Origin of the sequence: Pseudomonas sp. BF-RE-25, assembly GCF_019956105.1 — a bacterium.
Lineage (GTDB): Bacteria > Pseudomonadota > Gammaproteobacteria > Pseudomonadales > Pseudomonadaceae > Aquipseudomonas > Aquipseudomonas migulae.
Window position 1 is genome coordinate 17,926 of the sequence record NZ_JAHBDB010000015.1, and the last position, 14,291, is coordinate 32,216.

At 48.5% G+C, this 14,291-nt stretch carries 11 protein-coding genes; all 11 read right to left on the reverse strand.

Going from position 1 to position 14,291, the window contains the following annotated elements:
* Window positions 1-31: 31 nt before the first annotated feature.
* Entirely contained in the window at window positions 32-1,105 is a 1,074-nt protein-coding gene (locus tag KGB24_RS08660; RefSeq protein ID WP_317846480.1) for a DUF6708 domain-containing protein, read from the reverse strand.
* The gene (locus KGB24_RS08665) at window positions 1,102-2,205 is read right to left on the reverse strand and encodes a DUF6708 domain-containing protein (RefSeq protein ID WP_317846481.1); all 1,104 of its coding nucleotides are present in this window, start codon (window positions 2,203-2,205) and stop codon (window positions 1,102-1,104) included. Before KGB24_RS08665 ends, KGB24_RS08660 begins: the two co-directional genes overlap by 4 nt.
* A 195-nt stretch (window positions 2,206-2,400) precedes the next feature.
* Window positions 2,401-3,336 carry a DUF6708 domain-containing protein gene (locus tag KGB24_RS08670; protein ID WP_223415167.1) on the reverse strand — a complete coding sequence of 312 codons (936 nt, stop codon included), beginning with the start codon at window positions 3,334-3,336 and terminating at the stop codon, window positions 2,401-2,403.
* 40 nt (window positions 3,337-3,376) lie between these two features.
* Window positions 3,377-4,336 (reverse strand): hypothetical protein, encoded by a 960-nt coding sequence (locus tag KGB24_RS08675; RefSeq protein WP_223415168.1) that lies wholly within the window; start codon window positions 4,334-4,336, stop codon window positions 3,377-3,379.
* Window positions 4,337-4,354: 18 nt separating this feature from the next.
* Window positions 4,355-5,308 carry a DUF6708 domain-containing protein gene (locus tag KGB24_RS08680; RefSeq protein ID WP_223474766.1) on the reverse strand — a complete coding sequence of 318 codons (954 nt, stop codon included), beginning with the start codon at window positions 5,306-5,308 and terminating at the stop codon, window positions 4,355-4,357.
* A 135-nt stretch (window positions 5,309-5,443) separates the two neighbouring features.
* Complete coding sequence (locus KGB24_RS08685; protein ID WP_223415170.1) at window positions 5,444-6,277, reverse strand: hypothetical protein; 834 nt, start codon at window positions 6,275-6,277, stop codon at window positions 5,444-5,446.
* 86 nt (window positions 6,278-6,363) lie between these two features.
* Window positions 6,364-7,467 carry a hypothetical protein gene (locus KGB24_RS08690; RefSeq protein ID WP_223415171.1) on the reverse strand — a complete coding sequence of 368 codons (1,104 nt, stop codon included), beginning with the start codon at window positions 7,465-7,467 and terminating at the stop codon, window positions 6,364-6,366.
* Between the two features lie 26 nt (window positions 7,468-7,493).
* Window positions 7,494-8,546 carry a DUF6708 domain-containing protein gene (locus KGB24_RS08695; protein WP_223415172.1) on the reverse strand — a complete coding sequence of 351 codons (1,053 nt, stop codon included), beginning with the start codon at window positions 8,544-8,546 and terminating at the stop codon, window positions 7,494-7,496.
* Window positions 8,547-8,624: 78 nt separating this feature from the next.
* Complete coding sequence (locus tag KGB24_RS08700) at window positions 8,625-9,662, reverse strand: DUF6708 domain-containing protein (RefSeq protein WP_317846482.1); 1,038 nt, start codon at window positions 9,660-9,662, stop codon at window positions 8,625-8,627.
* 26 nt (window positions 9,663-9,688) lie between these two features.
* The gene (locus KGB24_RS08705) at window positions 9,689-10,741 is read right to left on the reverse strand and encodes a DUF6708 domain-containing protein (protein WP_223415173.1); all 1,053 of its coding nucleotides are present in this window, start codon (window positions 10,739-10,741) and stop codon (window positions 9,689-9,691) included.
* Window positions 10,734-14,174, reverse strand: coding sequence for a toxin VasX (locus KGB24_RS08710; RefSeq protein ID WP_223415174.1), 3,441 nt, complete (start codon window positions 14,172-14,174; stop codon window positions 10,734-10,736). The genes KGB24_RS08705 and KGB24_RS08710 overlap by 8 nt, the downstream gene beginning before the upstream one ends.
* Window positions 14,175-14,291: the final 117 nt, after the last annotated feature.

Here is a 14,291-nt window from a genome sequence, read left to right on the forward strand (position 1 = left end):
ATTTGATCGCCCGTTTTTCTTAACTTGTTTTTTACACCGGATGCTTACTGGCGTCGAAATACTCCATGAAGCTCTGGCCCTGAGCAAAGGCTTTTTCAATCCTGGCGCTCAGTGCAACCAACTCGGCACTTGGCGTTGCCCATTGCTCTGGGGGCAGTGGTTTCGACCAGTCTGCAATCGAGTCCGGCAGCGCTTTCATACTGTAGCCATGGTCCCACTCTGCAACCCAGTACGGAAAACGCCACCAAGTGATCAGGTGTGTCAGATACCACCAGCCAACGCCTAAAGCGGAACGCTCGTTGTGCTGGTATTCCTCATGCATATCGGCACGCTCTTGATCGAAGGTATGGCGGCCTTCGTAAGGTGCCTTGCCGGGGCAGTACTGCGGTCCTTTTTCCATATAAACGCGGATCGCTTCCCACTCGCCCAAGCCATGGATGGGTGTTGCTACGCCTTGGTTTACGAAGTGGACTGTGTCGGACCTGGGATCGTCGAAGGCCATGCCAAAGGTGTAAGTGCTGATGATGCCTTCGCCGGTTGAACCGGTACTGACTGAGAGCCAGGCGACCAGTTCTTCCCATGGCTGGATGACGGGTACGTCGGAGTTGTTGGGGAAAAAGCAGACTTCGCGGCGTTGGCGGTTGAAGCGGATGGGGCGGGTCTTGGATTTATTGAGGGTGGTACTGATCACCGCATACAGTCCTAAAACCGCTGCGCCTGCCGCTCCCCAAGCGCCGACGGCAGCACCCATGGGGAAAAACTCTTTGAAAATGTATATAAATGTTCGGTCGTAGGGATCACCGATACTCATCAAGCCTGCGATAAAAGGTCCTACTATCAAACTTACAATCAACAAGAGCATTACACTTGCGATCATCACTCTGGCTTGGAAAGCCTTATTGAAGTTGCTACTACCGACATCGAGATAAGTATCGTTGACGTCGAGAAAGCTTCCACCCAAATCCATTGGTGTCTGCCCGGTAGGAATGGGTAGTGGTGAAAAGAACAATGCCTCGCCAGCGGCAAAACGTCGGGTCTCACCAGCGACAGGGCGCTGATTGCTCAAGTCCCGCCAATCACCGGGCTGTTTGATCTCTACGCTCATAATGCAGAACTATCCGCTGATTCGTTTGCCTCGGTTTTGCTGAGGTTGGCCTTGAAGTACGTCATGAAATCATGTCCCTGAGCGAAAGCCTTCTCGATCTTGGCGCTTTGCTCGTTTAAAGCTGGGCTCGGTTTGGCCCATTGCTCAGACGGCAAAGGTTTAGACCACTCAGCAATGGATTCAGGTAGAGACTTCATGCTGAAACGGTGGTCCCATTCCGCTACCCAGTACGGAAAACGCCACCAGGTGATCAGGTGCGTCAGGTACCACCAGCCAACGCCTAAAGCGGAACGCTCGTTGTGCTGGTATTCCTCATGCATGTCTTGTCGTTCTTTATCGAAGGTGTGACGACCCTCGTAGGGTGCATTGCCAGGGCAGAGCTCTGGACCCTTTTCCATGTAGATACGTATGGCTTCCCACTTGCCTAGTCCATGAATAGGAGTCATGACCTCTTGTGTAAGAAAGTGCACCGTATCGGCCTTGGGATTATCAATGGCCATGCCAAAGGTGTAGCTACTGATTACGCCTACTCCTGTAAACGCGGTGCTGACTGAGATCCATGCAACCGTGTCTTCCCAAGGCTGGATCACTGGTTCGTCGGAGCCATCCGGGAAGTAACAGACCTCTCGGCGTTGACGGTTAAATCGGATAGGTCGGGTACGGGCTTTGCTTCTGGTGGTGCTGATAATCGCGTACAGACCGATCAGCGCTGCTCCTCCTCCACACCAGAGCGCTAGTGATAGTCCAAACTCAAAAAAATCGTTGAAGTAAAACCAAAAGCTTCTACCGAATGGATTTATGAATGCTGCGAAGCCCATCAAGGTTGGGAGAACAAATAGACAAACGAGAACTACGACTGTAGGAAGCGACACAGCTAAGCGTGCTTGGAAAGATTTGGTGAGGTTGCTGCTGCCTAAGTCCAGGTAGGTGTCGTTGACTTCAACGAAGCTTCCGCCGAGATCCATTGGGATTTGCCCGGTAGGAACTGGCAACGGAGAGAAAAATAGTGCTTCACCTGTGGCAAAACGACGAGTTTCACCCGCCATGGGATGGTGGTTTTTGAGGTCAAGTTCGACTTGCTGTTCTGGTCTGGATGGCATGCTAGCTCAATTGAAAAGTCGGATGACTACAGCGAGTCGATTGTTACTCGCAGCCAAGAGGCATCTGTGCGCGCGTCCTTAACTTAGATAGTCTTGGAAGCAGTTTGCCATTCTGCGCGTTTAGTGAGATGTCTGTAAATTGTTTAATGTGAGCTTGGCTAGTATTTAGTGCGCCTCATAAGGAACTATTTGTCTCTACTTCTCAATATCAACCAGTCTCGTGGTAGGACCATCTGATTGCAGGCGCTCCAGCACAATCTTCGGCCAACGATTACGCGAGCGACGTTTAGCTATTTTGTACGTGAAATCTTGAACTAGGTTCAGGGGGTGGAAAAACAAGTTTCCCAAGAACATTGCGGCATCAATGCCACTTAAATAGTTTTTGCCGTCGGTAGCAGCTTTTTTTTCTGCAATGACTTGTAGGGTGTGACCAAGAAACTCCGACTGTTTGAGGTTCGATGCTAGTAAATTTTTTACGAATGTATCTGATTTGCTTGAGTTGCCATTTTTGTCAAACCAAGGCCCGTTATTCATGTAAGCGCGGATGTACTCCCAAAAGCCCTTTTGCATTTCAAGGGTTTTTCCTATTGGAGAAACAAGGCTAATCATCAATGTATTTTCTGGGTCGCCGAATCGCTGAACCATGATTTCCAAAGAGGCATTTTTCATTTCGGCGGTATAAGGTCCGACCATCTGAAATTCGCACGTTAGTGCTTCCAGGCCATCCCAGGGGGCATGAAACAGTTCCCCGTTGTTGTCAAAATATACTTCGCGGGTGCGTCTGTTGAACATTATAGGTAACGGTAATCGGCGAAAAATCTCCCAAAAAAATGGGATCAGAACCAGTGGAGTTGCGACAATCAGAGCATTGCCGGTACCTGCGTAATTGCCATTTGCGAGTAACCACAGGGCTATAAGTAAGCAGGGAATCGATCCGAACGCCATTACGCCCGTGAGGAGACCTCGGTCCGTATCTCCTCCGGTTTTTAACGACAAAAAATTCTCAGCATGCTCATCGGTGATGAACAACTCCGTCGGTGCTTCGTCGGTAGTTTCATTCCATTTTAAGCTGGCATGAGGCACCGCCCCGTACTTGGCCCGGGCTTGATGGGCCAGATTCTTCACAACCATGCGAGTTCCTTGATTTCAATTAGTGGCAAGGTCATACCTTCTAGTGGTGAATAGCTAAGCGTGCCATCTTTTCAATGTCGGTAAGTTTCGTAGATGGCCCATCCGACTGCAAGCGCTCAAGTACGATTTTCGGCCAGCGATTACGGGATCTACGTTTAGCGATGTTGTAGGTGAAATCTTGAATGCGGCTTGAAGGATAAAAGAATAAATTTGCTAAAATCATTACAAAATCAATGCCGCTCAGGTAGTTTTTTCCTGCGGAGGTGGATTTTTTCTTAGCAATAGTCTGGCGAGTGTGTTTTAGAAAGTCAGATTGCTTTAGGTTTGCTTCTAACTGGCTTTTAACGAAGGCGTCAGACTGGCTGTGAGCACCGGTTTTGTCAAACCAAGGCCCGTTGTTCATGTAGGATCGGATGTATTCCCAAAATCCTTTTTGCATGTCCAGTGTTTTTCCTGTGGGGCTGCCAAGACTAACCATGAGTATGTTCTGAGGCTTATCAAATTGCTGGACGACCACTTCAAGAGATGCATTGTTTATACCTGCAGTATAAGGGCCGATAATCTGAAACTCGCAAGCAACCGCTTGGGCTACACTCCATGGTGAGTGAAATAGTTCGCCATTGTTGTCGAAATAAATCTCTTTAGTGCGCCGATTAAATAATACCGGTAGAGGGAGTGGGCGGAGAATTTCCCAGAGAAATGGAATCAGAAGCATTGGCAGGCCAACTAAAAGACCGTTTATTCCGCCTTCAGTTTTTCCTGTAGAAAAAAACCAAATAGCCATGAGTAGACAAGGAACAGCTCCTAGGGCCATCAGCCCGGTGATCAGTCCACGATCAGTATCGGCGCTGTTTTTTAGTGATAAATAGTTTTCTGTATGTTCATCCGTAATAAAGAGCTCCATCGGAGCTTGCCCGGTGGGCTCATTTGCGGTCAGAATAATACTGGACGCTTCGCCATACTTGGTACGCGCTTCTTGAATGATATCTTTTAAAGTCATGCTATTTCTTTGCTCCTTCTATGGAATAGCATCTGTATTTTCCAAGTCGATCAATCTGGTCGTAGGTCCATTGTGTTTTAGCCGCTCAAGTACGATGTGTGGCCAGCGATTGCGTGATCTTCGCTGTGCCATGTTGTAAGTGAAATTGTGTATTAAATTTGATGGGTAAAACATTAGGTGGCCGATAAACATAAGTGAATCTATGCCGCTTAAGTAATTTTTTCCGCCTGCTGTGGTTTTTTTGTTCGCGATGGTTTGGCGCCAGTGTCCAAGAAGTTGCGATTGATTGAGGTTTGCCGAAAGCTGCGTTCTAACAAAATTATCTGATTCACTATGGTTCCCGTTTTTATCGAACCATGGCCCATTATTCATGTAGGAACGGATGTATTCCCAGAATCCCTTCTGCATGTCGAGGGTTTTACCTATTGGTGAACCTAGGCTAATCATTAATGAATTGTCAGGGGCGAAAAAGCGATGAAGCATTATTTCTAAAGACGTATTTCCAATGCTTCCAGTATATGGGCCGATAATTTGAAACTCGCATGCCATTGCTTGAATTTCATCCCAAGGGGAGTGAAATAGCTCACCTTCATTTTCAACGTAGACCTCACGAGTGCGGCGATTGAATAGAATGGGTAGAGGAAGAGGTCGACAGACTTCATATAAGAAAGGAATTAAAAACATCGGGATCGCAATGGCGAGAGACAAAGCTGCCAGCGCCCATTCAGCTTCCATCGCCATCCATAGTGACAGAAGTAGGCCAAGCGGAGACGCGATACCTGCAAGCAAACCTGTCATTGCCCCCCGTTCAGCGTCGCCGCTCATTTTCAGGGTGAGATAATTTTCAGTGTGTTCATCGGTAATGAATAGCTCTATAGGGGCCTTGCCTGTTGGTTTCTCAGCCCTGAGAATTACCGTAGGCGGGGCTCCATATTTTGCATTCGACTGTCTTATAAGATCACCCAGTACCATGTGATTCCCTTGTTTTCTGGTAGGGATGTGCATTTCGTATGCATATCTTGAAAAAGATAGAATGACCTGTTTTCATGAGGTCGTAGTAAATAGATTGCCCTTTTACGCCTTATACAGAACAACATCTGTATTTTCCTAATCTGTCAGTCTGGTCGCAGGGCCATTATGCCTTAGTCGCTCAAGCACTATGTTCGGCCAGCGATTGCGCGATCTCCTTTTTGCGATATTATAAGTAAAGTTCTGTATTAGGTTTGATGGGTAAAACATTAAATGGCCAAGAAACATAAGTGCGTCTATACCGCTTAAATAATTTTTCCCTTCCGCCGCCGCTTTTTTTTCTGCGATAGTTTGGCGCCAGTGTCCAAGGAGCTGGGATTGATCGATGTTCGCAGAAAGTTGCGTTTTTACAAAGTTGTCTGAATCACTATGATTTCCATTTTTATCGAACCATGGACCATTATTCATGTAGGAACGAATGTATTCCCAGAATCCTTTCTGCATGTCCAGTGTTTTTCCTGCCGGAGATCCTAGGCTCACCATAAGCGCGTTTTCAGGGTTTTGATACCGATGAACCATAATTTCTAAAGATGCGTTTTTCATACCAGCAGTGTAGGGGCCGACTATTTGAAATTCACATGCAACGGCTTGGATACCATCCCATGGACAGTGAAACAACGCCCCTTCATGATCAAAATAGACCTCGCGAGTCCTGCGGTTGAAAAGTATCGGTAGAGGAAGTGGTCGAAGTGTCTCCCATAGGAACGGGGCAAGGAAAAGCGGAACGCCAAACACCACTGGCCATATTACGGCTTCCCATCGGCCTTGAAGCGCCATCCACAACCCCATGACAAGACAAAGACTTGAGCAAATACCGCCAAGAATACCGGTCAACATTCCTCGGTCAGAGTCCCCTCCAACCTGAAGTGATAGGTATTGCTCAGTGTGTTCATCCGTAATGAAAAGCTCCATAGGAGCCTTGCCTGTGGGCTGATCTGCACTTAGAACTATTCGGCTAGTTGCATGTGCGAGACCGCGGGGCTGTTCGATCTCTACGCTCATAATGCCGAACTATCCGCAGATTCTTTTGCCTCGGTTTTGCTGAGGTTGGCCTTGAAGTACGTCATGAAATCCTGTCCTTGAGCAAAGGCTCTTTCAATCTTCGCGCTTTGCTCGTTCAAAGCTGAGCTCGGTTTGCACCATTGCTCAGACGGTAAGGGTTTGGACCACTCAGCAATCGAGTTAGGTAGGGACTTCATGCTGAAACGATGATCCCATTCCGCCACCCAGTACGGAAAACGCCACCAAGTGATCAGGTGTGTCAGGTACCACCAGCCAACCCCGAAAGCGGAACGCTCGTTGTGCTGGTATTCCTCGTGCATGTCTTGTCGTTCTTTATCGAAGGTGTGACGACCCTCGTAGGGGGCTTTGCCAGGGCAGAACTCTGGACCTTTTTCCATGTAGACACGTATGGCTTCCCATTTGCCCAAGCCATGAGCAGGAGTCATTACGCCTTGTCTCACAAAGTGCACTACGTCAGCTCCGGAGTCGTCGAACGCCATACCAAAGGTATAGGCGCTTGCTACTCCCACTCCAGTAACCCCTGTACTGATTGAGAGCCAAGATACTGTCTCTTCCCATGGTTGAATGACAGGAGCGTCAGAACCTTCGGGGAAGAAGCAGGCTTCACGACGTTGGCGGTTGAATCGAATTGGACGGGTGCGGGACTTCGCTCTGGTAGTGCTCAAGATAACGTAAGTACCCAGAAGCGCGGCTATTCCTCCTCCCCAAAGACTAAAGGTCACACCGAAATGGAACATACCTGCAGCTCTGTCCCAAAAGGATTCGGAAAATGGATTTCCCCAAGTAGTAGATCCTGCAAGCAAAGGCAGAACAATCAGGCATGAGAAGATGAATATCATACCGAGCCCAATCATTGCCCTAGCTTGGAAAGCCTTGCCGAAATTACTACTGCCCACGTCAAGGAATGTCTCGTTGACTTCAACGAAGCTTCCGCCGAAATCCATGGGGATTTGCCCGGTAGGCACCGGCAGTGGCGAAAAAAATAGAGCCTCTCCAGTAGCAAAACGACGAGTTTCACCGGCGGCAGGGCGCTGCTGTTTAATATCGAACTCGTCGTGCTGCGCAGAGATAGGTGTCATTCGGAAAGCCATAAAGGGTGTTCGGCCTAGGACGCGCCCACTGTGGGCTCTTGAGCCGGTTCGGAAAATTTCACCTTGAAGTAATCCAGCAGGTTTTGCCCTTTGGCAAAGGCCTTCCGGATGTCAGCGCTTTCCTCGAGCAACGCTTCGCTCGACATAGCGTGCTGGTCAGGGGGGAGAGGTCTTGACCATTCCAGGACTTTTTTAGGAAAACCTGCTTTTGGCCGACTGTTCACCCAACCGGATATGTAGCACGGTATTGTCCAGCCGCTAAAAATTTGTATTGTCAAAAAGCCCCAGACGTAACGTAGAAATGAGTGATCTGCTCGATAACTACGACGACACAGATGGAAAAATTCGACGGAACCTTCCTCTAGTTCGTCCGATTGATCTGGGGGGAGGGCAGACATACCTTCCTCCATATAGGCACGGATTGCCTCCCACTCAGAAACGGCAAGGCTCAAATTACTGCTGGGTATAACGGACCACAATACATTTCCGGTGCCGGCATCCCGCAGGCCAATCATCAGTTTGTATTCTGGCATCACTGCATATTGGGTAATGAGTTTTCCCACTGAGACACAGGCTATAACATCTTCCCAAGGTACAAATCGTGGTTTATGGCCCTTTTGAGGTACAAATACGACTTCGCGGCGCTGCCTGTTAAAGCGAACAGGTGGGTGTGCTGAAACTTGTCGAGCGGCTTGATGGAAGAAATAAATATAGGTAAGTGCGATAGCGCCAATAATCAACCAAAGTATAGGGTTGAAAAAAAAGCTGAGCCAGCCACTCAAAAATGGCTCTGCGTTTCTTCTAAGGTAAGAGGCGAAAGCAGAGAAAAAAAATAGCAAAGTGACAATTAGTATTACCGCGCCGATGCCAATTCTAGCCATAAACTCAAAATTGCCTTGCCCGACAGCAAAGTCTAGAAAGGTTTCATTGGTGTTACGGTACAGTTGGCGCGCACTGAAAGGCGGCAGACCTGTAGGGACGGGCCTAGGTGATAGGTAGACAATCTCTGTGCCAGATTCACTTCTAAAGTCTCCAGCATGAGGTAGTTGGTCATATTTATGCTTCAAGGACGCGCCTCATCGTTTTCACTCAGTTATTTATTGATTTTTCTGTCTTATTTGCGTTTAGATTTGCTTTGAAGTAAGTCATGAAATCTTGTCCTGAGCGAAGGCCTTCTCGATCTTGGCGCTTTGCTCTTTCAAAGCTTGGCTCGGCTTGGCCCATTGCTCAAACGGTAAAGGTTTAGACCACTCAGCAATGGATTCAGGTAGAGACTTCATGCTGAAACGATGGTCCCATTCCGCTACCCAGTACGGAAAACGCCACCAGGTGATCAGGTGTGTCAGGTACCACCAGCCAACGCCTAAAGCGGAACGCTCGTTGTGCTGGTATTCCTCATGCATGTCTTGTCGTTCTTTATCGAAGGTGTGACGACCCTCGTAGGGTGCTTTGCCGGGGCAGAACTCTGGACCTTTTTCCATGTAGATACGTATGGCCTCCCATTTGCCCAAGCCATGGATGGCTGTTGCTACGCCTTGGTTTACAAAATGGACTTTGTCGGACTTGGGATCGTCGAAGGCCATGCCAAAGGTGTAAGTGCTGATGATGCCTTCACCGGTTGAACCGGTACTGACTGAGAGCCAGGCTACCAGTTCTTCCCATGGCTGGATGACGGGTACGTCGGAGTTGTTGGGGAAGAAACAGACTTCGCGGCGTTGGCGGTTGAAGCGGATGGGGCGGGTGCGGGATTTGGTGAGTGTGGAGCTGATGACAACATAACAGCCGATAATGGCAAATGCCGCGCCGCCCCAACCGGAAATCCACAGACCAAATTCAAAAAACTCGCTGAAATACCATGAGAAGTTACGTCCAAAAGGGTTGTTGAATGTTGATAATCCCATAATTGTAGGTAGGACCAGCAGGCAAGAAACTATGAAACCCATGCACAGACCAATCATTGCTCTGGCTTGAAATGCTTTACCAAAAATGCTGCTGCCAATGTCCAGATATATGTCATTTACCTCAACAATGCTCCCACCCAAATCCGAGGGTATTTGTCCGGTTGGCACCGGCAGTGGCGACAAAAATAGAGCCTCTCCAGTAGCAAAACGACGAGTTTCACCGGCGGCAGGGCGCTGCTGTTTAATATCGAACTCGTCGTGCTGCGCAGAGATAGGTGTCATTCGGAAAGCCATAAAGGGTGTTCGACCTAGGACGCGCCCACTGTGGGCTCTTGAGCCGGTTCGGAAAATTTCACCTTGAAGTAATCCAGCAGGTTCTGGCCTTTCGCAAATGCTTTTCTGATCTCAGCACTTTCCTTCATCAACTCATCGCTAGGTACCGCATGTTCTTCAATAGGACGTGATAGTGACCAATCCAGTACTTCCTTGGGGAATCCTGCTTTGGGGCGGTTATTGATCCAGGCTGCGATGTAGCAGGGTATCGTCCAGCCACTGAAAAATTGAATTGTCAAAAAGCCCCATATATATCGAAGGAATGAATGATGAGAGCGATATCCTTGTCTGCACATATGAAAATAGGCGACTGAACCTGCTTCGAATTCATCTGATTGCCCCATGGGTAATGCTTGAGGCCCTTCTTCCATATAGATGCGTATGGCCTCCCACTCAGCTATGGCTTGGTTCAAGTTCCCGCTCGGAACGCTGACCCAAAGCACATCGCCATTTTTGTCACGAAGTCCGATCATCAGTTTGAATTCGGGGATTACAGCATATTGAGTGATCAGCTTGCTCACTGAAACGCTCGCAATGACTTCTTCCCACGGAACATAACGAGGAGACATTCCCTTCTTGGGAACAAAAACAACTTCCCGGCGCTGGCGATTGAAACGTACTGGAGGTTGATTGCTGACTTGGCGAATGGCAAAGAAAAACACGCAAAGGTAAAGAGTGGCAAGCGCACCCACAAAGCCCCAAACCGCAATGCTTGTAAAGAAATCCAGCCAACTACTCCAGAACGGCTCTATATCTCTTCTTATCCAAGATCCAAGCCCCGTTGTAAAAAAAAGAAAAATCAACAGGAACATCACCGCCCCGATTCCAGCTCGGGCCATAAACTCAAAGCTTCCTCGAGAAATGGCAAAGTCTAAAAAAACTTCATTGGCGTAGCGGTGCAACTGGCGCGCACTGAAAGGCAGCACTCCCGTAGGTACTGGCTTTGGTGACAAATAAACTATCTCAGTACCCGGTTCTCTCTCGATATCACCTGCATGAGGCAATCGATCATATTTGTTTTCAAGCATGTAGGTGCTCCGGTTTCACGTCGACCCACTGTAATGCTGTTCGACTGGCTCGGACGGATGGTTCGCCTTTAACGACGCTATTTTTTTCAGCGCCAAGAAAACTTAAGGAGATGGGGTAATACAGGTATTCGTCCTTGGCTTTCAGGGGGGCATTTGCAATATCAGGTTGAACGCTCAATCGCAGCTTCAGTTGTGATTGCTCACCGCACCAGCTTTCGGGGACAACGAGCCGAGCTATAAGTGGATTGATATTTGCCAAGCTTAGTCCGTCTCTTACATCAATGCCCACATCAGCAGCATCACGATTCAGCTGCGCTGATAGCTCAGCTTGAACTCGTATTGGATGCTCTTTTAGTTCTTCTAAGCTTAATCCTGGAAATGTCAAAAGCAGTGTGCGTACGGGCGTTGTACCTTTGTTTTTTTCGCCAAGACCTAGGTCAGTGATAACTGGTCTGAGATTGGATTCTGCCAGGCCTTGCTTGTGGGTATCCATATCCCAGTTTTTATTTTCTTTACCCCAGCAACTAGAAATCATCCAGTTTTGTTGGTCGTCTAGGTTGAAATAGTTATAGATAGATTCCCCTGCCAATTGTAAGGCAGACAGTCCTAAAGACCATGGAGTCATGCGACCCGCAAAGCTGAAAAATCGCAGGCCGTTAGCACTCCAAGCAGTACTCAGTGCTTTTACTTTTAAACCGGGGGGGGACATGAAAAATTGCCAGCCGAGAGAACCTATTTCTTTCGACATTTTAACAGTGATAGCAGCATTCACACCTACGCTGCCGATGTCACCTGTCAGAGCCAAAAGTGCACCAGCTTGTTCCCCAGTTGTCCCTGTGCGAAGAGCGTCAGCCCACTTGTTCCAATTGTCCCACGCCGTACCTATTGAGTTTATTAGGGCAAGTGGAGATATAAGTACCCCGAGTCCAAGCCCCAATTTACCTAGCTTTACAGAGAAGAGTGTTCCTCCCTGTCCTGATGTACTTGCTTTTGTCGCATGAAACGCTTTGTCTACGATTGTTATATGCACATTCTGATAAACAGAAATGGCAGATGCTGCCGCTCCGGTTACTGCGCCGATGAAAATAACTCTTTCTTTGAGAGAAGGGGTCCCAGAGATTTTTCTCCATGTCGTGAGAGCCTCTTTTAAATTCCATACTTGCATGAAAAGCGCAGCCATTGGAAGCATGCTGCTTTTAAGTGCAGCAGCCCCGACGCCGCTCTCGCCAAAGCTCTTCCCTGCGCCCATTTTCAAACGATTGACCTCGTCGTCGAACATTTTTTGTTGAGCAGGGCTTAGCGGTGTTTGAAGGCCTATTTGGCCTTTAGCAAGTTTGTCAGTCGGGATAGTGGATTCTTTTATTTGGTGATTTAACGCCTTGATTTCGTTTTCTAGCGGCAATAGAAGATTGTTCAGCCTGATTTTTTCATTGTTTGCAACGTTTCTTTCTGCTGGGCTGAGGCTGGTTTTTTTGCTAAGGGCCTTTTGTTTGTCCCGATTGATAATTAATGGCTCATGTTTTTCTATAAGTTTTGCATGTTGGGTTACTCGCTTTATAAACAGATCTACATCTTCTTTGTTGGCGACTTTTAATTTGATCCCCCCTTGTTTTAAAGCATATAGGGCGCCCAGTCGTTGTCCGCGATTACTGAATTTTGATAGTTTGTCCAAGTGTGCTTGCAGGCCGGGGCCATCTAATTGTTTTTGCAACTCTGCCAGCCAGTCCTGCAAGCGCAATGCAATTGCAGGGTCGTACGCAGCATTTACGATATGACTTGCGGCTAAAGCATTTGGGTTTAAATCAGGGCTGTTTGCCCAATGATTCCCAAGTAGAGCTCCCATTTCGTTGACGCGTACTTGCACATCGCTAAGGCCGGCTTCCAGGTTTCTGGCGTCGTCGAACCACTTGAGTAGGTCGCCGTGTTTTTTAAATAGAAAATCTGTATCAAGTCGGCTGGCGAACCCTGGCAGGACAAAGTATGGCGCTCCATGAAAGTATTCGCCTAGTGCCCTCAGGCTCTCATCGGTCCGACAGATATCCCGAACGCAGTTTTGTTCTGTAATTAGTGTCGCCATTAACTGATCAGGAACATCCGCATCGAAATACCACGCACTCATGTGGTATTCACTTTTGGTAAACAATCCCACCCGGTCATCAGTAATGCGGTTCAAACGAGAGGTCCAGCGCTTCATGTGCGAGCGCTCGGTTTCCAGGTATTTGTTCATTTCCTCATAGCGGACGAGGTCGTGGATGCCACGAGCGCCCAGGCCTTTACCTTGTACAGCGGCGTGGCTTTTGTCTTCCAGCACCTCGATGTCATCTTCCAGATCGCTGTAAAGACTTTTGCCAAGGGAGTCGATCATCTCCTGCTTTTTGGTGTTCATGACCTTGTAAGCGGCGCCGACCTTGGGGTTGGGGACGCGAACCCGGCTTACTCTCTGTGGCAGATCAGTGGTGCTGGTTCTGGCTCCGTCGTATTCATTTCGCGAATTAACGTAGTCATAGATTTTTTGACGTTGCTCAGGCGTGGTTTTTTCGAACAATGCATCGCTGGTACCTGCCTGGCGGGCAGACTTTTCGCTGACTACCATGAGCGTTTCGATGTAGTTACCGATGGAATACTTGAGGTCGTTCTTCTCCTTGAGCACCCATTCATCGATCCAGCCAACCACTTTGTCCTGCTGTTCGGCAAGATCACGCATTACCCCAATGCTGTCTTTGAAAACCAAAAAGAAATGGTCTTTTTCATAGGCTGGCAATAACGACTTTTTAATCGTGCCGAGCTGAGTCGCCTTGAACAGATTCTTCTGGTCTTCCCAGATGTAGTCCTTACTTTCCTCGGGGTGGGCACCCGTAGGCGGTGCTTGTGTGGCGGGTTTCTCCGCAACCTCTGCGATCCATTTTTCAGCCTGTTTGTCGGTCAGCAGGTTTGGGCCACCTTTTTCAACGTCGCCTTTGGCGAGGTTTACTTTCTGCATGAACAGATCGCGCTCTTTACTCGACTTAAGCATTTGCGAGCACTTGGCAGCCGTCCATTGCACTTCGGCATAGGCTATGTGCAGAGAGCTGCCACGGGTGAATATCAAAGCGTTTTCGCCTGCAGAACCGGTGCGCTTGTTCTGGGTGGCTTCTTTGCCTTTCCAAATGCACTTGGTGACCACGCCGTTTTTCACTTCGTACTCGTGCAAGTAACCCGTCGTGTTGTCGATTACGTAAAGCCAGCCATCGCGCAGCAGGCGAATCCCCATTGGGCGCGAGGCGGTTTTGTAAGGAAGCGACAATTCAGTAGAAGGGTCGAGCCGTTCGACAAGACCATAGCGCAGGGGAATCAGTTGAAGCTTTTGCTTCATCTGCGAACAGCCACCAGTGGAGCACTTGGCATCGCTGCGGGGCAGGTCGACTGCGTTGGGGTTTTTTCCTGTCTGGCTCATATGGAATTCCTTTCCAGCATCGGGTAGCAAGGGCGGATCGATTCGCCCGTTTGCTCAGTTCTTGGTGATGACGTGAGTGTCGCTACCGGCGGGTTTTACTAACGCGCGGCGCAGTCT

Excerpts from the sequence above, each read along its gene's own strand:
- KGB24_RS08675 (WP_223415168.1), bottom strand. The coding sequence starts at position 4,336 with ATGACTTTAAAAGATATCATTCAAGAAGCGCGTACCAAGTATGGCGAA.
- KGB24_RS08665 (WP_317846481.1), bottom strand. The coding sequence starts at position 2,205 with ATGCCATCCAGACCAGAACAGCAAGTCGAACTTGACCTCAAAAACCAC.
- KGB24_RS08660 (WP_317846480.1), bottom strand. The coding sequence starts at position 1,105 with ATGAGCGTAGAGATCAAACAGCCCGGTGATTGGCGGGACTTGAGCAAT.
- KGB24_RS08670 (WP_223415167.1), bottom strand. The coding sequence starts at position 3,336 with ATGGTTGTGAAGAATCTGGCCCATCAAGCCCGGGCCAAGTACGGGGCG.
- KGB24_RS08700 (WP_317846482.1), bottom strand. The coding sequence starts at position 9,662 with ATGACACCTATCTCTGCGCAGCACGACGAGTTCGATATTAAACAGCAG.
- KGB24_RS08710 (WP_223415174.1), bottom strand. The coding sequence starts at position 14,174 with ATGAGCCAGACAGGAAAAAACCCCAACGCAGTCGACCTGCCCCGCAGC.
- KGB24_RS08685 (WP_223415170.1), bottom strand. The coding sequence starts at position 6,277 with ATGGAGCTTTTCATTACGGATGAACACACTGAGCAATACCTATCACTT.
- KGB24_RS08690 (WP_223415171.1), bottom strand. The coding sequence starts at position 7,467 with ATGACACCTATCTCTGCGCAGCACGACGAGTTCGATATTAAACAGCAG.
- KGB24_RS08680 (WP_223474766.1), bottom strand. The coding sequence starts at position 5,308 with ATGGTACTGGGTGATCTTATAAGACAGTCGAATGCAAAATATGGAGCC.
- KGB24_RS08705 (WP_223415173.1), bottom strand. The coding sequence starts at position 10,741 with ATGCTTGAAAACAAATATGATCGATTGCCTCATGCAGGTGATATCGAG.